The sequence below is a fragment of the Vibrio sp. 779(2023) genome (assembly GCF_033344285.1).
GTDB classification, from domain to species: Bacteria; Pseudomonadota; Gammaproteobacteria; order Enterobacterales; family Vibrionaceae; genus Vibrio; species Vibrio alginolyticus.
The window spans coordinates 245,200-267,812 of record NZ_JAWPOM010000002.1 but is presented as its reverse complement, the minus strand read 5'-3'; the positions used below and the strand labels follow the sequence as shown (position 1 = coordinate 267,812).

At 45.7% G+C, this 22,613-nt stretch carries 21 protein-coding genes and 1 riboswitch; of the genes, 11 read left to right on the top strand and 10 right to left on the bottom strand.

Annotated elements, in window-relative coordinates; all coding sequences use genetic code 11:
* The first annotated feature begins 3 nt into the window (after positions 1-3).
* The 3 genes from cysN (at position 4) to cysC (ending at position 4,052) form a co-directional block, all read left to right on the top strand.
* Complete coding sequence (gene cysN / locus R8O70_RS03780; RefSeq protein WP_258624982.1) at positions 4-1,434, top strand: sulfate adenylyltransferase subunit CysN; 1,431 nt, start codon at positions 4-6, stop codon at positions 1,432-1,434.
* A gap of 251 nt (positions 1,435-1,685) precedes the next feature.
* The gene (locus R8O70_RS03775; RefSeq protein ID WP_005379596.1) at positions 1,686-3,410 is read left to right on the top strand and encodes an SLC13 family permease; all 1,725 of its coding nucleotides are present in this window, start codon (positions 1,686-1,688) and stop codon (positions 3,408-3,410) included.
* A gap of 24 nt (positions 3,411-3,434) precedes the next feature.
* Positions 3,435-4,052, top strand: a complete 618-nt coding sequence (cysC, locus tag R8O70_RS03770) for an adenylyl-sulfate kinase (RefSeq protein ID WP_005379598.1) — start codon at positions 3,435-3,437, stop codon at positions 4,050-4,052.
* 43 nt (positions 4,053-4,095) lie between these two features.
* Here the strand turns inward: cysC and R8O70_RS03765 are convergent, their stop codons facing one another.
* The 7 genes from R8O70_RS03765 to R8O70_RS03735 all read right to left on the bottom strand — a co-directional run bounded on the left by R8O70_RS03765 (position 4,096) and on the right by R8O70_RS03735 (position 9,726).
* On the bottom strand, positions 4,096-5,001 hold the full coding sequence (locus R8O70_RS03765) for a TIGR03899 family protein (RefSeq protein WP_005379599.1): 906 nt from the start codon (positions 4,999-5,001) through the stop codon (positions 4,096-4,098).
* Between the two features lie 322 nt (positions 5,002-5,323).
* Positions 5,324-5,818 (bottom strand): DUF3299 domain-containing protein, encoded by a 495-nt coding sequence (locus R8O70_RS03760; RefSeq protein ID WP_005379600.1) that lies wholly within the window; start codon positions 5,816-5,818, stop codon positions 5,324-5,326.
* Between the two features lie 4 nt (positions 5,819-5,822).
* Complete coding sequence (locus R8O70_RS03755) at positions 5,823-7,082, bottom strand: ABC transporter permease (protein WP_005379602.1); 1,260 nt, start codon at positions 7,080-7,082, stop codon at positions 5,823-5,825.
* The gene (locus R8O70_RS03750; RefSeq protein ID WP_005379603.1) at positions 7,079-7,807 is read right to left on the bottom strand and encodes an ABC transporter ATP-binding protein; all 729 of its coding nucleotides are present in this window, start codon (positions 7,805-7,807) and stop codon (positions 7,079-7,081) included. The genes R8O70_RS03755 and R8O70_RS03750 overlap by 4 nt, the downstream gene beginning before the upstream one ends.
* A gap of 52 nt (positions 7,808-7,859) precedes the next feature.
* Complete coding sequence (gene zrgA / locus R8O70_RS03745; RefSeq protein ID WP_017633449.1) at positions 7,860-8,513, bottom strand: zinc uptake protein ZrgA; 654 nt, start codon at positions 8,511-8,513, stop codon at positions 7,860-7,862.
* A gap of 134 nt (positions 8,514-8,647) precedes the next feature.
* On the bottom strand, positions 8,648-8,947 hold the full coding sequence (locus tag R8O70_RS03740) for a DUF2607 family protein (RefSeq protein ID WP_005379608.1): 300 nt from the start codon (positions 8,945-8,947) through the stop codon (positions 8,648-8,650).
* A 227-nt stretch (positions 8,948-9,174) separates the two neighbouring features.
* On the bottom strand, positions 9,175-9,726 hold the full coding sequence (locus R8O70_RS03735) for a YtfJ family protein (RefSeq protein ID WP_258624980.1): 552 nt from the start codon (positions 9,724-9,726) through the stop codon (positions 9,175-9,177).
* A gap of 215 nt (positions 9,727-9,941) precedes the next feature.
* Here R8O70_RS03735 and R8O70_RS03730 point away from each other — a divergent pair, with 215 nt between their 5' ends.
* Entirely contained in the window at positions 9,942-10,142 is a 201-nt protein-coding gene (locus R8O70_RS03730) for a DUF1107 domain-containing protein (RefSeq protein ID WP_005379612.1), read from the top strand.
* Between the two features lie 70 nt (positions 10,143-10,212).
* Here the strand turns inward: R8O70_RS03730 and msrA are convergent, their stop codons facing one another.
* Positions 10,213-10,851 carry a peptide-methionine (S)-S-oxide reductase MsrA gene (gene msrA / locus R8O70_RS03725; protein WP_017633451.1) on the bottom strand — a complete coding sequence of 213 codons (639 nt, stop codon included), beginning with the start codon at positions 10,849-10,851 and terminating at the stop codon, positions 10,213-10,215.
* A 167-nt stretch (positions 10,852-11,018) separates the two neighbouring features.
* On the opposite strand from msrA, the gene R8O70_RS03720 reads away from it, so the two are divergent.
* Genes R8O70_RS03720 through R8O70_RS03705 form a run of 4 tightly spaced genes read left to right on the top strand, consistent with a single transcriptional unit; the run spans position 11,019 to position 17,296 of the window.
* Positions 11,019-12,731: an autotransporter assembly complex protein TamA gene (locus R8O70_RS03720; RefSeq protein ID WP_005379622.1), complete on the top strand. Its 1,713-nt coding sequence runs from the start codon at positions 11,019-11,021 to the stop codon at positions 12,729-12,731.
* Entirely contained in the window at positions 12,728-16,492 is a 3,765-nt protein-coding gene (locus tag R8O70_RS03715; protein ID WP_104978740.1) for a translocation/assembly module TamB domain-containing protein, read from the top strand. Before R8O70_RS03720 ends, R8O70_RS03715 begins: the two co-directional genes overlap by 4 nt.
* Before the next feature lie 44 nt (positions 16,493-16,536).
* Positions 16,537-16,884, top strand: a complete 348-nt coding sequence (locus tag R8O70_RS03710; protein ID WP_005379626.1) for a gamma-glutamylcyclotransferase — start codon at positions 16,537-16,539, stop codon at positions 16,882-16,884.
* Positions 16,885-16,933: 49 nt separating this feature from the next.
* Positions 16,934-17,296, top strand: a complete 363-nt coding sequence (locus R8O70_RS03705) for a DUF2799 domain-containing protein (RefSeq protein WP_017633454.1) — start codon at positions 16,934-16,936, stop codon at positions 17,294-17,296.
* A gap of 73 nt (positions 17,297-17,369) precedes the next feature.
* On the opposite strand, the gene ppa is transcribed toward R8O70_RS03705, so the two are convergent.
* A complete protein-coding gene (ppa, locus tag R8O70_RS03700) occupies positions 17,370-17,900 on the bottom strand; it encodes an inorganic diphosphatase (RefSeq protein WP_005379635.1) in 531 nt (176 codons plus the stop codon).
* 127 nt (positions 17,901-18,027) lie between these two features.
* Positions 18,028-19,044: a class 1 fructose-bisphosphatase gene (fbp, locus tag R8O70_RS03695; protein WP_005383114.1), complete on the bottom strand. Its 1,017-nt coding sequence runs from the start codon at positions 19,042-19,044 to the stop codon at positions 18,028-18,030.
* Positions 19,045-19,356: 312 nt separating this feature from the next.
* Between fbp and mpl the strand changes: the two genes are divergently transcribed.
* The 3 genes from mpl to thiB all read left to right on the top strand — a co-directional run bounded on the left by mpl (position 19,357) and on the right by thiB (position 22,598).
* Complete coding sequence (gene mpl, locus R8O70_RS03690) at positions 19,357-20,715, top strand: UDP-N-acetylmuramate:L-alanyl-gamma-D-glutamyl-meso-diaminopimelate ligase (RefSeq protein WP_213879963.1); 1,359 nt, start codon at positions 19,357-19,359, stop codon at positions 20,713-20,715.
* 5 nt (positions 20,716-20,720) lie between these two features.
* Complete coding sequence (locus R8O70_RS03685; protein WP_005379640.1) at positions 20,721-21,359, top strand: flavin prenyltransferase UbiX; 639 nt, start codon at positions 20,721-20,723, stop codon at positions 21,357-21,359.
* Between the two features lie 37 nt (positions 21,360-21,396).
* Positions 21,397-21,533, top strand: a riboswitch (TPP riboswitch).
* Positions 21,534-21,605: 72 nt separating this feature from the next.
* Positions 21,606-22,598, top strand: coding sequence for a thiamine ABC transporter substrate binding subunit (thiB, locus tag R8O70_RS03680; protein WP_130544794.1), 993 nt, complete (start codon positions 21,606-21,608; stop codon positions 22,596-22,598).
* Positions 22,599-22,613 lie beyond the last annotated feature (15 nt).

The following is a 22,613-nucleotide window of genomic DNA, read 5'->3' as shown; positions in this document are numbered from 1 at the left end:
ATAATGAACAGTGCAGTTGAAGCTCAATTAGCCGAGCTTGGTATCGAAGGCTATTTAACACAACACCAGTACAAGTCGTTACTTAGATTCTTGACTTGTGGCTCGGTGGATGACGGTAAAAGTACATTAATTGGTCGCTTACTCCATGACTCAAAACAAATTTATGAAGATCAGCTAGCGGCAGTGCATTCAGACAGCCAACGTGTGGGCACCACGGGTGAAAAGCCTGACCTTGCGTTGTTGGTCGATGGCTTACAAGCTGAGCGCGAGCAGGGGATCACGATTGATGTGGCTTACCGCTATTTCTCGACGCAGAAACGTAAATTCATCATTGCAGATACTCCTGGACACGAGCAGTACACACGTAACATGGCTACAGGTGCATCGACTTGTGACTTAGCTGTGATTCTGGTTGATGCACGTAAGGGCATTCTCGATCAAACTCGTCGTCACTCTTTCATTTCCAACCTGTTGGGTTTGAAGCACTTTGTTGTGGCGATCAACAAGATGGACTTAGTGGATTACTCCCAAGAGCGCTTTGAAGAGATCCGCGATGAGTATCTGAAGTTCTCTGAGAATCTGACTGGGGATATTGATATTCAAATCATCCCGATCTCAGCGCTTGAAGGGGACAATGTGGTGGATAAAGGCCAAAACCTGACTTGGTTTAAAGGCCCATCATTGCTTGAGCTTCTTGAAACGGTCGATGTGGATCAAGAAAAAGGCGCGGGTGAATTCCGCTTCCCTGTGCAATACGTTAATCGTCCTAACCTCGATTTCCGTGGTTTTGCGGGGACCATTTCTTCTGGTTCGATCAAAGTCGGTGATGCCATTAAAGCATTGCCATCGGGTAAAACGTCAACTGTGGCACGTATTGTGACCTTTGATGGTGATATCGAAGAAGCTCGTGCTGGATTAGCTGTCACTCTGACGCTAAGCGATGAGATCGATATTAGCCGTGGCGACTTAATTGTTCTAGATAATGCTCAAGTGGAAACCACAAACCATTTGCTTGCCGATGTGGTGTGGATGACTGAGCAACCCCTGCAACCGGGTTGTGACTATGACATCAAAATCGCAGGTAAGAAAACCGTAGGTCATGTTGAAGCGATTCGTCATCAATATGACATTAATAATCTCTCGACTCATAGCTCGGCAGAGCTGCCATTGAATGGTATTGGTTTGTGTGAATGGTCTCTTAATGAGTCAGTCGCGCTGGACAATTATCAAGACTGTGCAGATACCGGTGGCTTTATCATTATCGATCGTCTGACAAACGTGACGGTTGGTGCTGGCATGGTTAAAGAGAGCCTCGCCGTGGTTGAGCGCGATTTGACGGACATCTCTGCGTTTGAAGTTGAGCTTAATGCGCTTGTCCGTAAACACTTCCCACACTGGGAAGCAAAAGACGTCAGCCAGTTTCTGAAAAAGTAACTGGCTTACCCAAGTACGATAATTTCAGGCTCTGTCTGCTGTTGTACTTGGGGCGTCGCTACCTAACTGAATTGCGAAATGTCGTTAGGTATTCTCCTAATACCAGAGTGCTTCGGTGGAGCCCAAGAAAACCGAGCATTCTGATGTTCTTTTCGCTTGCGCTGATTTTTGTCTGTTTACTCGTTTGTCGGTGTCTCATGGATAAATGAGTCGTTGTTGTGCTCTTTAGGGCTATTTGGTAAGGAAAGGCTATGTGGGAACAAGGGTTTGTGTTAGCGATTTTGCTTGGCATTATCACTTGCTTGCTTGTCACGAAAATTAAGCCTAGTTATGTCTTTGCGGGTGCCGCTTTTATTGCATTCATGGCTGGGATGATGGATTCAGCCACTATCGCATCCAATTTTACCAACTCTTCATTGTTAACCCTGGTTCTATTGATTCTTGCATCCTGTGCTCTAGAAAAAACACTGCTGATCAGTTGGGTGAGCCGAAGTATCTCTGAGGGCCAGTTAGGCAGCGTGATTGCTAAGCTCGGTGTGTCGACCGCCTTGCTTTCTTCATTTACGAATAATACCGCTGTGGTTGTCTCATTGATTGGGGCGATTAAGCGTAATCAGCAGCATGCACCTTCGAAATTACTTATTCCCTTGTCTTACGCCGCCATTTTTGGTGGCACGTTAACTTTGATTGGTACGTCGACTAACTTAATCATCAACAGCTTTGTCGAAGACGCAGGCTTACCGAGCCTGAGCTTTTTTACACCCACGATGATAGGTTTGGCTGTGCTGGTGGGAGGGATGCTGATTCTTATCCCGCTCAGCTACTTGCTACCGAATTATGATGATCAAAACCAAGAAGATTTACCTTACTTTCTTGAGTCTCGCGTTGAGCCAGGCTCACCGTTAGTTGGGCGTACGATCAGCGAGAATAATTTACGTGCGCTGCGCAAACTGTTTCTTGCAGAAGTGGTGCGCGATGGTGTTACTGTTTCTTCTGTGGGACCGGATTTTGTGCTCAATGCAAAAGACCGCCTGTTATTTTGTGGCGATGTTGAGAGCGTCGCGACCCTGCAAGAAATTCCGGGCCTCAAGTTGTTTGGTCAGCAGCACTTAAATGGGCAAAACTTTATCGAAGTTGTGGTGAGCTCGTCGGCGACGTTTTGCTACAAAACCCTCAAAGAGAGCCGATTCCGCGACCGATTCGATGCCGTTGTTGTGGCGATTCGCCGAGGCCACGAACGCCTAGAAGGTGGCTTGGGTAGCATTACCTTAGCGCCAGGGGACACGTTAGTTCTGGTTCCAGGCAAGCGTTTTGAGTCTGAACGCCGAGCTCATCGTAAAGAGTTTGTTTTAGTGCATGACTTGGACTCTAGCGCTCGGCTTGATACTAATAAGTCTTCCATTGTATTACTGGGCTTTGCAGCCGTAATTGGATGCGCTCTATTAGAGTTAGTACCGATTATTAAAGGTCTAGCTGCGTACCTTATCGCGCTTATTGCGTTTGGTATTGTGCAGATTTCAGAACTGCGCCGCCGTTTTCCGATTGATATCGTCGTGATTGTCGGTTCCGCTTTGTCTATTGCTCAACTGATGATCTCTTCTGGATTGTCAGAAAGAATGGGAGTGATGTTTATTGAAGCGTTTAATGGCTGGGGAGTATTTGGTGCCTTGGTGGCGACTTATATCATGACATTGGTACTCACTGAATTGGTGACAAACAATGCCGCGGCTGCGCTTTCTTTTCCTATCGGCTATAGCATGGCGGTGGGTTATGGCGTGGATCCGATGCCATTCATCATGGCGGTTTTGTTCGGCGCGAGTGCGAGCTTTATCTCTCCCTACGGTTACCAAACTAACCTGCTGGTGTACAGCGTAGGAAATTACAAATTGACCGACTACGTGAGAATTGGAGTGCCAATTTCGATTGTGTACTCTGTATTAGTACTTACTTTGATCCCGGTCTTTTTCCCGTTTTAATTCCGATATTTACAAGGATACGTTATGACTGCCGAAACGACGGTAAAAGATGAAAACATTGTTTGGCACCAGCATTCGGTTGATAAACAGTTTCGTGCTGAATTAAAGAAGCAAAAACCTGCCGTATTGTGGTTCACTGGTTTATCTGGAGCGGGTAAATCAACCGTAGCTGGGGCGTTGGAAAATCGCCTTGCAGCATTGGGTTACCACACCTATTTATTGGATGGTGACAATGTACGACATGGTTTGTGTAGCGATTTAGGTTTTTCTGAACAGGACCGTCGCGAGAACATTCGTCGCATTGGTGAACTGGCGAAGTTGATGGCAGATGCGGGTTTAATTGTTCTGTCGGCGTTTATTTCACCGCATCGTGCAGAGCGGAAGTTAGTGCGCGATTTATTGCCAGAAGGCGAGTTTATCGAAGTGTATGTCAATGCATCTCTAGAGGTTTGCGAAGGTCGAGATCCTAAGGGTTTATACCGTAAAGCCCGTGCGGGAGAGATTCCTAATTTCACTGGTATTGATTCGGAATATCAAGCGCCAGAGAACCCTGAAATCGATTTGCCCGCGGGAGAAAAGAGTGTCGATGAGCTGGTGGATTTGTGCTTAATCGATCTTAAACAACGCGGTGTGATTCGATAAAAAAGCATTTAGATCATAGGTGAACAAATGCTTCTCAAGCTGGCTAGACGGTATGATGAACCGTACTTTTAGCTTCACTATGGACACTAAACCTATGATTTAACAGTGCAAGCATTTGATCGTAGTATTCGGCATGTGGTTTGTTTCCGAGTAAGGTACAGAGCTCATTACCTGTCGGTGTGAAGCGGTAATATAAAAGGCGGACACCTTTGCTGTTTACGTTCAGTGATAAGTTTTTACCTTGGTAGGTGAGGACCAACGGTGTCTCGATACTAATTTCGCCAGATTCAAGTTCGGCACTGTGCAGCAGCCCTAATTCAATTAAGAGCAACAAGCTTGAATACGGCAGTTGAAAACTTCCCATATTTAGGCTGTTAGCGACGTCTCGCTTGCCGAAGCTAAATATGCCTCCTTGCGCTTTGTAACCAATCAGCAGTTTTCTGCTGTGATCCCCTCCAAAACTGCACGCTAAAGAGGCGGCTCTTTGCAGAGTTTGTGCTTCCTTTGGTGACATATCCTTGAGGGTTTTCAACGCTTTCATGGACGTTGAACCCGGATTGGTCACTTCACGCTTCATCACTTGAGCCCATAGCTTTTGCATCGCGCTGTTATGGATGTCTTGAGCCATCTCAAAAAATCGATGCAACCAATCTTGGTCTGGCTCTCCCGCTGTCTCATCTCGGCATGAACTGTGCGCTAATTTTAAAATCTGTTCTAAGTTTTTTTGTCGCTGTTCTTGGCGTCTTTGCTCTCGCAATTGGGCTCTTTCAAACGCAGATTTGGCTGGCGGTTCGGTTTGCAGTAAGGCGTCAAGACCGTGTATTTGGGCTATGGTTTTTACCTTACTAGCACTGTCTTTTATGTAGCCTTGTTTCTTTTCTTGTTGCGTATTTTTTTTTGTGTCTGACTGATGTTCGATGACAACAGGTTGCTTTGTCGGGTCTGCCATTCGTTTTCCTACCAAGAACTGCGCGGTTCGCACGTTTAAATTTACACCTTATCTGACCAAGCGACCAGACAGGAGTTCTCAGTTTTTGAACGAATAGGGCTATTCAAAATGATAATGAGTTGTTAAAATTGTTATCGTTATTTTGGAGGGGCTATGAAGTTCTCAGAAGCAGGTAAACTCAAAAAGCACCTGTCGATAGCGTTTCTTTTGGTTATTTATGTGGGCGTATTAGCGTATTTATCTCGTTATATCGTGTAGCACAAAGCTAAAAAAGGCGCCAGTGTGACGCCTTAGGTGTAGCGAGGCTTATCGACGACTTAAATTACATATCGTCGTAGGCTTCTATTTCTGATCCCTCAATAACGTAAGCCGTTTCTGCCAGTTCGTGGTTTATCGTCTCGGTTTTCAACGTTCCAACCACATATATAACATCCCACAACTCTTGAACAGGCGCGCCTTTCGGAAACTTCACGTAAATGATCTGGTTTGGAGGCGGTGGTGGCACGTGAATACAAGCTCCAAAATATGGCACCAATAAAAATTCGGTGACGGTATCGGCATCACCTTCAAGTGGGATAACAAACCCTGGAATTTTAACTTGGCTTCCGTTCAGTTCTGGTCGAACGTTACCAATCTTGGACTGCTGGGCTGCGCCACCACTGTGATCAGATGCAGGCATGCCTATACTGTCGAACAATTTACGCTCTTTTTCTGGAACAAGGTCAATCCAGTCAAGCTTTAATGGTTCTTCGCTGGCCATAACAGGCGCTGTGAATGCGACGACCAGCAAGCAACTTGCGAGTATTTTTTTCCACATTTTATTAAATCCTTATTGTCATTCCGTCACTCAGTGACTGTCGGTAGGCGCGGAGTGCGGGAATGAAACCAATCACAATACCAGCGCATTGTACGAAACCTAATAGCATCCACTCATAAGTAGATAAGATGCTTAAGGTGAGATGTATTCCATAGTGCTGTTGGATGATCGGCTGCGCGATAGCCAGAATGGCATACAGCCCAGTAACGCCAGTAATAATACCAGCAGCAGTGAGCAAGCTAGCTTCACTAATTAATAGTGAGAAAACATGACGAGGCCTTGCTCCCATGGCTCGCAAAATCGCCATTTCACGGCGGCGTTCCTGTAGGCTAGTTAATAGACTGCTTAACATACCTAACAACCCTGCGATCACGACAAAACCAGATACTGCCATTAGGGCTTGCTCTGCAACCGACATCATTCCCCATAACTCATGCAACGCAACGCCGGGCATAATGGCGCTGAGCGGCTCTTTGGGGTAGGTGTTAATTTGTCTTTGCAGGGCGAAAGTTTGAATACGAGATTTCAAACCAACGAGCATAGCGGTAATTTGTTTGGGCTGAAAGTCTCTGTTTTTGAGATCTTGTGCCTTGGGTGTCGGGCCCAAACGCGCACCACTTTCCCATCCGACGTGAATGGCTTCGATGGCTTCCAATGATACATGGACAGTTTTGTCGACTGGTGTTCCTGTAGGTGCAAGGATACCGACAACTTTAAATGGCAGATTGTCATGACGGCTAAAGCCAACGTCGCTAATGCCGTGGGCAATGATGATTTCGCTACCGATATCATAACCAAGTTGTTTAGCGACATCAGAACCTAGCACGGTTTCAAATAAACCATTGAATTCTCTACCCTTGCTAAATGTTAGTGGTTGCTTACTTCCAAACTTGTAATGCTCAAAGTAACTGTGATTGGTTCCCATAACTCGGAAGCCTTTATGCGAGTCGCCAAGCGAGATTGGAATAGCCCAATCGACTGAACGATGGTTGGCAAACTCTTGGTAGCTTTTCCAATCGATGTTGTTGGTCGCATTACCAATACGAAACACAGAATAGAGCAATAGGTTCACTTGCCCAGAGCGTCCACCAATAATGAGGTCAGTGCCTGAAATTGTATTGGCGAAGCTATCCTTGGCTTGAGTTCGGATACGCTCGACGCCCAAGAGGAGTACCACTGAAATCGCAACGGTCATGATGGTTAGAATTGCCGTCGCTTTGCGGTTCATCAAGCTTTTCCAGGCGAGCTTTACTACAGCACTCATGATATGGCTCCTAGGCTAGATACTTGATTAATGTCGGGTAGATTGAGCGTGCGATCGAATAAGGGTTCGAGTGTTGGGTCGTGGCTAACGAATACCAGTGTGGCATTGGCTTGATTCGCTTGCTCCATAAGGAGCTCAATAAATGCTTTACGATTGTCATAGTCTAAAGCTGAGGTTGGTTCGTCAGCGATCACTAACTCTGGATGTCCTATCAGAGCTCGAGCCGCAGCCACACGTTGTTGTTGACCAATACTCAATTCAGAGACAGGGCGTGTATGAAGCTCGTTTGGCAAGTGCAGTCGTTCTAGTAGGGCCTGAGCCTGTTCATTTAACGTTTGAGATGAGGCACCTAAATGGGCACGGTCACGTCGTATTTTACTGAACTGACATGGCAATAATACGTTTTCAAGTACGTTAAGGTACGGCAATAAATTGAACTGTTGAAAGATGTAGCCAATATGATTGGCGCGAAAGCGGTCTCTCTGACTGGCACTTAAACTAGCAAGGTCAGTATCGAGAACAGATAGAGAGCCTGAAGTTAATGTGTTAATCCCCGTCAACAAAGCGAGCAAGGTCGATTTACCGCAGCCACTTGGACCTTTGATAAACACATGCTCGCCTTGTGTAATGTGTAATTTGGGGATGTGGATGGTTGGGTTGGTTGAACCGGGCCAGAAAAATTGGGCATCCTCTAGCTCGACAACATTTGGTGTGGTTTCAGTCATATTAAATCACCAAAGCTGTGGCGTGTAAGTGGGTACTTACACGCCACTCGTGTTATTTGATTACGATTTGGGTGTTATCTTTGCTTAATTTAATTGCTGATTGCATGGTATCAGTGAATATATTGACGCTGATGGACTCTGTAGTTGGGAATTGGTTAAACCAATCGGTTTGGATTTGGCTAAGCTGATTAACTTGTTCGCAATTGAAGCGATATTGCACCGAAAATTCACCGTGACCGCCATGATCGTGCGCCTCATCATGAGCGTCATGGTGGTCATGTTTATCATGATGTTCATTATGATCATGGTGTTCGTGCCCTTCATGATCGTGATGTGCATGGTCATCATGGTCGTGCTCACTATGATCATGTTCCTCATGAGTTTCGCTTAGGTTGTGGCTCACGTAAGCTTCTTCAATATTACAATCAGCTTGTGAGTTAATAGCGAACAATGCGTTGCTGTCTTCGAGTGTAGCGACGGCTTGTTTAAGCGCTTGCTCTTGTTGCGCGTTTTCTGGAGCATGTTCGAAACCCACAACATCAGCTCCAGGAGCTGTGATCTCTACTAACAGATCTTTGCCATCTTGGGCGATATTAAACTCGACGTGACCATGCACATGAGCACCATGCTGGCGGTATTCGTTTGCATTCGCTGCTGTCGATAAAGTGAGGCCAATAGCAAGGGCTAAAACGTGTTTTGATGACATTGTATTTTTCCTAATTTTACTGGCATTAACCAAAGGCGGTATTGCTCAGATTCGAGTTTCACTAAGTTATTGTTCCCTGACACACTAGGTGCGGAAATGAACTCAATAATTTTGAGTGTGGAATAGTTTGGAAATTAAGCAAAATAAGGAGGGGCACGAGCAGCGCCAAGAACTTCTTCGCCGTACACGAGATGCAAAAAAACATGATGATGCTGGGCGCGCGTAAAAGTCGGTGTAGAGAGGGTAGGTTGTACCTTTGCTATACCGTGCTGAACACCAGAAAATAATTGGCAATGATGATGGGTATGATGGTCGGGCGTCAGATCGACTTGATGAAGTACAACCGCAAAGTTCCAAGCGATCAGCAACGCAACACTGAAAAATAAAGCAGTGCGATACCAATATCTTAGTGTTTTTTGCTGGTGGTGGTACATCTGAGCTCCTCTTACCGACTGTTATAATATAACACCCATAATGAATAAAAGTTCACTCTTTTGTTGGCTAGCAGAAAAATTTAACTCCACACATACGTGCCGAAAAATATTGGTAATACTCTCTGATGGAAGTGTCGCACTTATAAAGAGCAGAGTTATCACTGCCCATGCTTCTAATCAAATTCATATAGCTCCTTACAACAAGAGCAAGGAGCCATTCAATGAAGCTAGATGTTCTGTTTAATAAGCTCAATGACTTTTGTTATCTCATCTTGCTCAAGTGCGCCCTCTTTGACGAACAGAATTTTGCCCGTTTTGTCTTGAACAATAATGGCCGAACTTTCTTCTTTCAGGTCCCAAGTATTAGCAACTACGCCATTTTCATCAAGAACCATGGATGACCAAGGAAACTCTTTTTTACTGTCTTGAGCTGAAGACTTCACGAAAGAGCCTGTCCCCCAAATTGCATCATCTTGGTTGATGATAGTCGTCGTCTGGTAGCTTTCTTGTGGAAAATTTGCCGCTGTTATTGCTGACATTAAAGGGGCATTCATCTCTTTTGAACTGCTACGGCCTGCAATGGCTTGAATGACACGAACTTTGCCTTGCATATGTTGAGTTGCCCAGGGGTGGTATGCAACGCCTTCGCCTTGTAAAACAATCTCGCCGTAAGCGGCAACATTGACAGGAGGAACGCTTTTTCCCACTGACAAGTTGTGTGCAAAGGTCAAGCTTGGCGTTAAGGCCAGTAATAGAGGTAGGAGAGTCTTAGTTTTCATATTGTTATATTCCGTACGAGGTTTGGAAGCTTCCAGTATATATCCAGATCCTAGAAATTTGTAGGACCGTTGATAACATTTATTTAACGTATGGAGTGGTGTAATCTTGCGTTATATTTAGAATTTGCTAAAATGAGTTCCGTCGCAAATTGCGCATTAAGATTGCAGAGGAAAAATAAGCAATCCGTGTTTTCTCAAAGGAATTGAGGTGAGTTATGCTACGTGAGTTTGCTGTATACCGACCATTACAAGTGGCCCGTTTTGTTAAAACGTTGTTCAAAGGTCAATTTTTTATTGTTGGGGTTGGCTGTTTTCAGTTCGACAATGGCAAAGTGTTACTACCTGACGTCAACGATCATAAAAGGCTCACCATCTTTAAAGAAGTCAACCAAGTGATAGCATCATTATCGGCTTAGTTAGCTTGGTACCCACTTAGATTTAGAAAAGAGCGACCATATCGGTCGCTCTTTTTGTTGCTGGTTAGGTTTATCCTTGGAGGCTTGGTGGGAAGCAAACTCCCGTTCCTCCGATGCCACAGTAACCATCAGGGTTTTTCGCCAAATATTGCTGGTGGTAGGTTTCCGCAAAGTAATACGGACCTGCTGGTTGTATTTCGGTGGTGATGTTCGCGCGCTGCTCTTCTTGCAGTGCTTGCTGATACAAGAGTTTCGATTTCTCTGCGCTCTCGAGTTGCTCCGTCGAATAAGTGTAAATTGCAGAACGATATTGAGTACCTAAGTCGTTACCTTGACGCATTCCCTGAGTTGGGTCGTGTTTTTCCCAAAAAACAGCCAGTAGCTTTTCTAATGAGATGACGCGTTCATCGAAAACGACTCGTACGACTTCTGTATGACCCGTTTTACCCGTACAGACTTCTTCATACGTGGGATTGGGTGTGTAACCCCCAGCGTAACCGACTGAAGTAGATACAACGCCGTCGAGTTGCCAAAATACGCGCTCAGCGCCCCAAAAACAGCCCATTCCGAGCAAGATCTGCTGTTGGTGTGACGTCAGAGGCGCCTTTAGGTTAGATTTATTTACAAAATGATGATCGTCAATCTGCATTGGTTGATCTCTACCTGGCAAGGCATCTTCTATACTGATCAATGTTTGTTTGTTGAGCATGGTATTTGTCCTTCAATACGTGTCTTAAATTTGCGAACTTTTTCATTTCGTCTGTATCTGATGCTGTGATGACATAGACCGCGTTAAACCTATTAATATTACAGACTTAGAATCTAATTGGCGTTATCATTATTTACGTTTACTTAACCTCATTCAGCCATAAAAGCATGATAAAAAAAGCTCTCCCCACCATTGTTGGCCTGTTTGCCTTTTCTCATGGTGCCTATGCCGATGTTTCTTTGACTTTGAAAGGCATTGATGGCGCTTTAGAAGAGAATGTCAGTGCGTATCTATCATCTATTCCAGAGAAGGATTACTCCACTTCTCTGCGTTTTCAAGCGAGATTAGATCAAAGTATCACTGAAGCGCTTAACGCGCTTGGGTATTATCATGCAAAAATTTCATACTCTATTCCTGAAGCGAATGATGAGTTAATTGTGCTCATCAAGCCGGGCTTGCCAGTGAAAGTGAAAGTCATGGATGTGGTCATCACTGGAGAGGCTAAGGACGATGAAGAGTTTGCAAAACTTATTGAGCGCTCTCCGCTAAAAGTTGGTCAAGTTTTGAATCAAGGCCAATACGACACCCTTAAGTCAGGCATTCGTAACTTGGCGCTTCAGCGTGGTTACTTCAATGGTGAGTTTACGCTAAGTCGATTAGAGGTTATCCCTGATCTGAACGAAGCTAATGTCCGTTTGCACTACAGCAGTGGAATACGTTTCAATTTTGGCGACGTTTCTTTTATTGGCAACCACATCTGGGAAGACCGTGTCGCATCACTACAACCTTTTAAAGAGGGGGACCCATACAACGTTTCGAAGCTGGGCGAGTTTAACCAGAAGCTATCAAATACGGAGTGGTTTTCCTCAGTTTTTGTTGAGCCTGAATTGGATAGGCTTGATGATGGCCGAGACTTGCCAATTAAAGTGTCTTTATCTCCTGCTTCGAAGAATCAGATCGAGACGGGTATTGGTTACTCAACGGATGTCGGCGTTCGAGGAACGTTGAAGTGGAAGAAACCTTGGGTGAGCTCCCGAGGACACAGTTTCAACACCGCTTTATCCCTATCTAAGCCAGAGCAAACCGTGACTGCTTCTTACAAAATTCCTTTAGAAGATGTCGCTAACGATTATTATCAAGTTCAATATGGGCTTAAAAACCTAGACAACCGTGACACGCAGAGTATCGAGTCTAACCTTGCAGTGGAGCGTCATTGGTTAGCAGACGGTGGTTGGCATAATACCGTTTATGTTCGTCATTTGTACGAGAGCTTTACGCAAGGTTTACAAGATGATGAATTCAACTTCGTACTTCCAGGTGCGACATTTTCTCGGACTAGGGTTCGAGGGGGCAATATGCCAATGTGGGGAGACAAGCAAAGCATCACTATTGAGTATGGTGATACCGCTATGCTTTCTGAAACTAGAGTGCTCCGCTTAATTGGCTCGACTTCTTGGATTCGTGGTATTGGAGAGAATCATCGTGGTTTGTTCCGCTTAGAAGGTGGTGCGAATATTACCGATGAACTTGAAAAACTATCACCGTCGCTGCGTTTCTTCGCTGGTGGTGACAATAATATTCGTGGTTACGGCTATGAATCTATTTCACCTGTGGATGAGAGTGGCGCCCTGACGGGGGGTAAATACATTGTTAGCAGTACATTAGAATACCAATATCGTGTTTATGGAAACTGGTGGGCTGCAACGTTTTACGATATTGGTGATGCGTTTAATGAAACACCAGATTGGAAATCAGGTGCTGGTGTTGGTATCCGCTGGGCGTCTCCGGTGGGCCCTGTTAGTTTTGATTTTGCATGGGGGTTGGATGCAAAACCAGAACGAGAGTTTCGTATCCACTTCTCATTGGGGCCTGAGCTATGATCAAAATGATGTTTAAGTGGACCAAATGGCTGTCGCTCAGTTTGATTGGTCTATTGTTGTTGCTCATCATTATTGTCGCGACAGTTTTATTTACCCACCCAGGCCTCAAATTTGCCTTGTGGGGAGCCGAAAAAGCACTACCACAATTGCAGATTGAAAAAGTGCAGGGTTCATTGTTTCCTCGCTTCGAACTGCATAACGTCAGTTTTGTCGATGAGTCTTTGAATATCGACGCCAAAGTCGAGCGTTTAGCATTGGCAGTGAACTTCCGCTGTTTCTTTGACCCTAAGGTCTGTGTCGATGAGTTAAGACTGCAGGGGCTTGACTTTAAGATGCCAGAGCTACCGCCAGCAAGCGAGGAGCAAGAGGAAACACCACCACTGCGTTCTATCAGTACGCCAGTGCCAATTTTTGTTAATAAAGTCAGCTTTAATGACATCAATGTCAATGTGCTGGGCAATCAAATTGATTGGCAAACATTCTCGACCGCTTTGTCGATGCAGGGTGATCGTTTGGTGATCGCACCTACCGCGTTGAAAGACATTAATGTGGCTTTAGCACCAAGTGAGGCTGAACCTGAAGCGGCTGCCGAGGAGCCGAAAGAAACTGACGTTACGCCGCAAGATATTGTGTTACCCGAAGTATGGATTCCACTGACGGTTGAAGCGCGTCGTCTTGATATTCACAATTTCAAACTGGCGGGTGAAACGCCAGTGATCGTCAATCATCTTGGTTTGGTTGCAAGAGCAGGCGGTGAACGTGTTGATGTCAAAACGTTAGAGCTCGACATGCCAGAAGTGGAAGGCAAGTTGAGCACACAAGTGACGCTTTCTTCTGATTACCCTATCAAAGCGCAATTGGACGCGTTAGTGAAGCAAGCGGATGCGAAGGGACAAAAACTGTCGCTTTCGGTCTCGGGTTCGGTTGGTGATTTGTCACTAAATGCTACGCTTTCTGAGCTTGTACAAGCGGAGATCAAAGGTGATATTCAACCGCTTAAAACGCAGTTACCGTTTGATGTCGCGATTAAAAATGTACAGGCGCAATGGCCGCTATTTGGACAAAGCGATTACCAGGTTTCTGTACCAAGCTTGGCGGCAAAAGGCTCACTTGATGGCTACGAAGTCGCATTAGAAACCAAAGCTTCGGGCAAAGATATTCCCGCCGTTGATGTCGCACTAAACGGCAAAGGTACGTTAGAGCAAATTGACCTCGAAAGCCTTGTAGTGAAAACCTTAGGGGGCGAACTCTCTGGGAAAGTCATGGCCAATTGGGCCGCGCCAATCAACTGGCAAGCTGACTTAAACCTGAAGAACATTCAACCAGGATTGCAGTGGAAAGAAGCCGAAGGGGATATCAGCGGTAATCTTTCGACTTCGGGGTCGTTAACAGAACAAGGCGGTTGGCAAGTCAGTTTGCCTAAGTTAGACATTGACGGCATTTTGCGAGGGTATCCGCTGAATGTTGAAGGGCAACTTGAAGCGTCTGATAAGAACGGCAAAGGCGAAGACATCCAACTTACCACTCAGGGTTTAGCGCTTTCTCATGGCCCGAACCAACTGAGTGCAAAGGGTAAGATCGATAAGCAAATTCTGATGGATGTTGAGGTTAACTTCCCTGATTTTGCAAAAAGTGTTCCGGACCTTGCAGGTAAAATGCAAGGTAAAGTCGCACTACGTGGTAGCTTGAAAGAACCAGACATCAATCTTGATCTCGCTTTAAATCAGATAAACTGGCAGCAACAGGCGAACGTAGAAACGATCACCTTAAAGGGTGATGTGAAGCCTCTGCCAGCACCAAAAGCGAACATAAGCCTTATTGCGAACAACATTACCTATGACGACATAAAAGTTGATAGTGCTGACCTTGAAGTCTCTGGGGATGAAAAACTGCATCAACTGACGCTCGATGTAGTGTCTGACCTGGTGTCGACCAGTTTAGAAATTGAAGGGACATTCCAGCAGAAACCAGAAATGATTTGGGATGGGGCGCTGCGCCGCTTGACGCTGAGCTCGCAACAAGGCCCGTGGGCGTTGCAAAAATCGACCGCGGTGAAGGTCAATATCGACAAACAGATCGCGAACGTTCAAGCGCATTGTTGGTTGCAAGCGGAGTCGAGCGTATGTCTAACCGAAGACATTAGTGTTGGTAAGAGTGGCCAGGCGAAGCTAGCCATCAATGATTTTGATTTTGACCAAATCAAGCAATTCCTGCCGCCAGAAACCAAGCTGCAAGGCTCGGTTAATGCACAGGTTTTTGCTAAATGGGCACCAGAGAAAAAGCCCGAAGTAACCTTAAGTGTCAATATGCCAAAAGGCCAAGTTGAACAAGCACTTGAGCAGCCAATTAAAGTCGGTTGGGAAAGCTTCAACTTTAAAGCGGCATTAGCGAAAGACAAGCTTGATGCCGAGTGGCTATTTGATGTGAAAGATAACGGTGACTTGTCTGGTAAGGTTTCTTTACTGAATGTCTCGTCTGAAAAGCCCACTATTGATGGTAAGGTTTCACTCTCTACGTTCCACTTGGACTTCTTGGCACCGTTGATTGGTGAGTACAGCTTGTTTAAAGCAAACATGAATACTGACCTAGCGATATCAGGTGACGTTATGCATCCGAAGGTGAACGGTCAGTTCTTGATTGACCAAATGAAGCTACAGGGTGAAGTCACACCGATAGATATAAACTCAGGACAGGTCGTCATCAACTTTAAAGGTCATCAAGCGGACTTGGATGCTGGAATTTTAACCCCGGATGGTGAGTTGAACGTTACCGGTGATGCCGACTGGCAGGACTTACAGAACTGGCGCACTAAAGCGCGTGTATTTGCTAAAGAGCTCAATGTTGATTTGCCCCCAATGGTAAAAATCAAAGTTGAGCCTGACATGACAATAGATGTGACTCCTCAGCTTGCGAAAATTGAGGGTGATATTAATTTGCCATGGGGCAGAATTGTCGTCGAAGAGCTTCCACCAAGTGCGGTAGGCGTATCGAGTGATACCGTTATTCTCGATAAAAACTTGCAGCCAGTGGACGATGTGGCTGCGATGCCGTTTGATGTGGAAACGAACATCAACATTAAAATTGGTGATGACTTCCAACTTGCCGCTTTTGGTTTAAAAGGTGGGTTGAAAGGGAACCTAAACGTGACACAAAAAGACAAAGGTCCTTTCATCGTTGGTGAAGTGAATGTTGTCGACGGTTCTTATCGTTCGTTTGGTCAGGACTTATTGATTAAAGAAGGTAAGATTCTGATGAATGGTCCACCAGATCAACCTTACTTGTCTATCAAAGCGATTCGTAATCCAGACAATACCCAAGATGATGTCATTGCGGGGGTACAAGTGTCAGGCCCAGCATCTGATCCGAGTATAGAAATTTTCTCAGAGCCCGCGATGAACCAAGCCAATGCACTTTCTTATCTACTTCGTGGTCAAGATATTGATGGTGAAGCCGGTGGTAATGCAATGACGACTACCTTAATTGGTTTAAGCTTGGCGAAGAGTGGTCGTGTGGTTGGTGAAATCGGTGAAGCCTTTGGCGTACAGGATTTACAGCTGGACACTGCTGGGTCGGGCGATGATTCGCAAGTGACGGTGAGTGGTTATATTCTGCCAGGTTTGCAGGTGAAATATGGTGTCGGCATCTTTAACTCCCTAGGTGAGTTCACTGTGCGTTACCGATTGATGCAAGACTTGTATTTAGAAGCGGTATCTGGTGTAGATAGCGCCGTTGACCTACTCTATCAGTTTGAGTTCGATTAAAGTGCTTTAACCTAAGCATACACAGTCATGACTAAGGAGTGGTTATGCAGCATTTGATTTTTGTCTACGGCACGTTACGCAAGGGAGAGTACAACCATCAGTATTTGCGCTCGGCGCAGTTTCTTGGTTTACATGAAACGGATGCTCAATTTGCAATGTATGACTTAGGCCCTTATCCAGCGTTGTCTGATGGGCAACGCTCGATTCAAGGTGAAGTGTACCTGATTGACAGTGAAACCTTATCTGAGCTAGATAGGTTAGAAGATGTGCCAGTGGAATATCGCCGAGAGAGCATCGTTACGCCTTTTGGCCAAGCTTGGATCTACTTATATCAAGATACTGAGCAGCTAACCGAAGAAATCGCTTCCGGAGATTGGTGTCAAAAGGTGTGAGCTATACTGACATTATCAATAGCAACGAGCTAAACACTAAGGAGTCACGATGAAAGCATTCGTAATTGGAGTAATGGCGTTGCTTCTTGCTGCATGCGCACAAACAACACTACCGACTTCGAATAATGTGACCGATTGGCAAGTGTTTGGTAAGCAGTCAGCTTTAGATGGATTACGGGAGTTATCTGAGGAGCGAATTGCGAAGCTGGATGATGTTAACCATGCGACGCCAGAACTGATAATGGCTTATCAAGCGGGTTACCAGCAAGGCAAACAAGAGTATTGTGAGCAAAGTGCTTATATGCTCGGTGTTATCGGGCGGCCGTATTTTGGCATTTGTGATGATGTTGACCCCTTCTTTCAACATGACTACGACGCTGGACGAATGTCTTCAGCAGGCGCACCTATCTAGTTGACACAGGTAAGATGAAAGCAAAAGAGCTGCCCTAGAGCAGCTCTTTTTAATTTTGTATCAGCAGTGATGCTTATTTTTTCTGAGCTCGTTCGTAAGATTCTAGGATTTCAGCTTTGGCGGCAGCAACATCTGCCCAACCATCCACTTTCACCCATTTGCCTGCTTCAAGCTCTTTGTAACGCTCAAAGAATTGCGTGATCTGCGCTTTCAGTAGTTCTGGGATATCGTCCACATCTTGGATGTGCTCGTACTCTTTCGAGATTTTTGAGTGGGGAACCGCAAACACTTTTGCATCTTCACCCGATTCATCTGTCATCTTCAAAACGCCAACAGGACGGCAGCGAATGACTGAACCTGGCATGAGTGGGTATGGTGTTGGTACCAATACGTCGACTGGGTCGCCATCAAGAGACAGGGTATTGTTCACGTAGCCATAGTTGCATGGGTAGAACATTGGTGCAGACATGAAACGGTCGACAAATACAGCACCAGAGTCTTTATCTACTTCGTACTTGATTGGATCTGCATTTGCAGGAATTTCGATAACGACATAGATATCTTCAGGCAGCGACTTGCCTGCTGGTACATGGTTTAAGCTCATTAGAATATTCCTTTTCATTAACGATGAGTCACACAAAAGCGGCTTCATCTGATGATAAATTCGCGTTTCACTTTAGCGACAAAAACGCGACAGGTAAACACCTGCCGCGTTGGACAAAGGTCTGAAATTATTCTTCGTCGCGGTGCAGTTCAAGGAACTCTTCAACTTTGCGAACCATGTTCTTCGAACCCACAAAGAAAGGTACACGCTGGTGCAACTCAGTAGGCTTGATGTCCATAATGCGATTCACGCCGTCCGATGCAATGCCCCCAGCTTGCTCAATGAGGAATGCCATAGGGTTACATTCGTAAAGCAGGCGTAGCTTGCCTTGTGGGTGGCTTTGTGTGCTTGGGTAAAGGTAGATACCACCTTTCAGTAGGTTGCGGTGGAAATCAGCAACCAGCGAGCCAATGTAGCGAGAAGTGTATGGGCGACCGTCTTCTGGCACGTTTTCTTGGCAGTACTTGATGTACTTCTTCACCCCTTGAGGGAAACGAATGTAATTACCTTCGTTGATGGAGTAGATCTTACCATCATCAGGAATCATCATGTTTTCATGAGAAAGACAGAAGCTGCCGATAGATGGGTCGTAAGTAAAGCCGTTTACGCCGTTACCAGTTGTGTATACCAACATGGTGGAGGAGCCGTAAATCACGTAGCCCGCAGCCACTTGCTTGTGACCAGGTTGTAGGAAGTCTTCTTCAGTTGGTGGAGTACCGATTGGAGAAACACGACGGTAAATCGAGAAGATAGTACCAACAGAGACGTTCACATCGATGTTAGAAGAACCATCAAGTGGGTCCATCAGTACTACATATTTGGCGTTTTGGTTGAGTTCTTTATTGAACGCAACTGCTTCGTCTTCTTCTTCACTGGCAACGCCACACACTTGATCACGAGCTTCAAGCGCGGCTTTGAACTTATCGTTCGCGTAAACATCGAGCTTTTGCTGATCTTCACCTTGGACATTTTCCGTGCCTACAGCACCAGTGATATCACCGAGACCCGCTGCGTTGATTTCGCGGTTAACGATTTTTGCAGCTAAACGAATGGAGGCTAAAAGGGATGATAGATCACCGCTAGCGTGGGGGAAATCCGCTTGTTTTTCGACAATGAACTCGCCTAGGGTGCGCAGTCCTGACATGGTTAATCCTTACATTTTCATTTCATTGGGGGTAGTGCGCAAGTGAGCATCTCTTTATGGATGTTAAACGATTGCGCTGGATGTAAGTTTAAGTCGCAGATCTTTTTAATGGTAATGAAGTAACTGTTTGAGATCTCAATTTATTTGTAGACTTGTTTGAGGGATTCATCAGTAAGCAAGAGGTTGTACAGTCTGTGTTCAACCTTGTCATATTTGTGAAAGGGACTGCAAGAAGAAGGCTAAAGTCACTCGCTTTTCAGGCGGTAATCGCGATAATGAAAGCATTAAAAAACGCATTACAAGGTTTAGTTTATGCACATTCATATCTTGGGTATCTGTGGCACATTTATGGGCGGCGCAGCGATTCTAGCGCGCCAATTAGGACATAAAGTCACTGGTTCTGATGCCAACGTTTATCCGCCAATGAGCACACTGCTTGAGTCTCAAGGTATTGAAATTATTGAAGGCTTTGACCCGTCTCAACTCGACCCTCAACCAGATCTTGTGGTGATTGGTAATGCGATGAGCCGTGGCAACCCTTGTGTCGAGCATGTGCTCAACACTAACATGCGTTACACCTCTGGCCCGCAGTGGCTCAACGAGTTTTTGCTGCATGATCGTTGGGTATTGGCGGTATCGGGTACACATGGGAAAACGACCACGTCGAGCATGCTTGCTTGGATACTTGAAGATTGTGGTTATCAACCGGGTTTCTTAGTCGGTGGGGTACTCGGTAACTTCGGAGTGTCTGCTCGTTTGGGTGAAAGTATGTTTTTTGTCGTTGAAGCGGACGAATATGACAGTGCTTTTTTCGATAAGCGTTCTAAGTTTGTGCATTACCATCCTCGCACTTTAATCATGAACAATCTTGAGTTTGATCATGCCGACATCTTCGATGATCTAGAAGCGATCAAACGCCAATTCCATCATTTAGTGCGAACTGTACCGGGCAATGGATTGATCTTAGCGCCGAGGCAGGATCAAGCGTTAGCGGATGTATTAGAGCGTGGTTGCTGGACAGAAAAGCAGTTTTCAGGTGTTGATGGCGACTGGCAAGCGCACAAATTAGTGCTTGATGGCTCAAAATTTGACGTTGCGTTGCAAGGTGAGAAGGTTGGTACCGTCGAATGGAATTTGGTGGGTGACCACAATGTGGATAATGCGCTGATGGCAATCGCTGCTGCACGACATGTTGGAGTCACTCCGGATCTTGCTTGCCAGGCATTAGGGCGTTTCATCAATACCAAGCGCCGTTTAGAGCTGAAAGGTGAAGAACAAGGTGTGACGGTTTACGATGATTTTGCGCATCACCCAACGGCAATTGAACTTACTGTCGGTGGTTTGCGTAACAAGGTAGGTGAAAAACGCATCCTTGCTGTGTTAGAGCCGCGTTCTGCCACCATGAAGCGTGGTGTACACAAAAATACACTTGCAGAGTCACTACACAGTGCAGATGAAGTCTTCTTGTTCCAGCCAGATAATATCGAGTGGTCTGTGCAAGACATTGCTGATCAATGCAAGCAGCCAGCGTTTGTCGATGCCGATATAGATAACTTTGTGGCTAAAATTGTCGAACGTGCTCAGCCTGGAGACCAAATTCTGGTAATGAGTAACGGTGGCTTTGGTGGTATTCACGGAAAACTTCTTGAGCAGTTAAAACAAAAAGCCTGATTGATATGCAAAACAAAACACAACCCTCTCATAAAAAAGCCATCACGTTGGCATTAACGGGCGCTTCTGGTGCTCCCTACGGCCTTCGTCTTTTAGAATGCTTGGTTGCGGCGGATTATCATGTCTACGTTCTGATTTCTTCGGCAGCTCGTGTTGTGATGGCAACCGAGCATAATCTTAAGCTGCCAAGTGGTCCAGAAGCAGCGCAGCAAGCATTGGTAGAGCACCTGAACTGCAATCGAAATAACATCACCGTTTGCGGTAAAGACGATTGGTTCTCGCCGGTTGCCTCTGGTTCTGCTGCACCCAAGCAAATGGTGGTTTGCCCATGCTCTGCGGGAAGCGTTGCAGCCATAGCACATGGTATGTCGGACAACTTGATCGAACGGGCCGCTGATGTAGTAATGAAAGAGCGCGGGCAGTTGTTGCTCGTGGTTCGCGAAACACCATTTTCAACGCTACATCTGGAGAACATGCACAAACTGTCGCAAATGGGCGTCACCATCATGCCAGCAGCTCCAGGCTTCTATCATCAGCCAAAGAGTATTGAAGACTTAGTGGATTTTATGGTGGCGAGAATTCTTGACCACTTAGGTATTGAGCAAGGTTTGGTGCCTCGTTGGGGTTATGACCAGCGCTCGTGAGCTGATTGTGTAACCACTCAAATACCTTTACAATCCATCCAACTCATCGGGGAGCAAACCCATTTAGCATTGAGTCAATCAATGCATTGGGGCGCTGAGACCTAAGTGTTTAACTAGGGACCCGTATTACCTGAACCAGATAATGCTGGCGTAGGAATTGAGTCTGGATATTGGAAGTCCTTAATAGCCGCCTCAAACCCTGTGCCGCTCAACTTATTTCTCTGAAATACTCATGGAGAGCGAGCAGTGAAACCTACTCTAAATCTGATTGCCCTAGCTGCAATCACCTCTACTTCAGCGTTTGCCGCTGAAAACACATTAACCATCTATACCTACGACTCTTTTGCCGCAGATTGGGGGCCGGGTCCTAAAATCGAGCAAGCTTTTGAAGCAAAATGTGGCTGTGACGTTAACTTCGTAGCGTTGGACGATGGTGTGTCGATTCTGAATCGTCTTCGTCTTGAAGGCGGTAATAGCAAAGCGGACATCGTATTAGGTTTGGATAACAATCTGATGGCAGAAGCGAAGAAAACCGGTCTGCTTGCCGAGCACAATGTGGATACGGCTAACACAGTGTTACCAAACGGTTGGAGTGACACGACGTTTGTACCGTACGATTACGGCTACTTCGCGTTTGTGTACAACAAAGAGAAACTGGCTAATCCGCCGAAAAGCATGAAAGAGCTGGTGGAAACGCGCGACGATCTGAAAGTGATTTACCAAGATCCGCGGACTTCAACGCCGGGCCAAGGCTTAATGCTATGGATGAAATCTATTTATGGCGACGATGTGACGCAAGCGTGGCAGAAGCTAGCGAGCAAAACCGTAACGGTCACGAAAGGTTGGTCTGAGGCGTATTCTATGTTCCTCAATGGTGAGTCCGATTTAGTGCTTTCTTACACCACTTCACCTGCGTACCACTTAATTGCGGAAAACGATTCGAAGTTTGCTACGGCGAATTTTGCTGAAGGCCACTACATGCAAGTTGAAGTAGCCGCCAAAGTGAAAGGGGCAAAAAATTCAGAACTTGCTGATCAATTTATGAGTTTCATTTTAAGTGATGAGTTCCAATCGGCGATGCCAACGGGTAACTGGATGTACCCAGTCACTGACGTTGAGTTACCTAAAGGTTTTGAAACTTTGAGTGTTCCAAGCAAGTCGTTGAGCTTTAGTGCTGATGAAGTGGCAAAAATGCGTAAGTCTTGGATTCGCGAATGGCAAAGCGCATTGACGTTTTAGCTGACGTTTCCATCC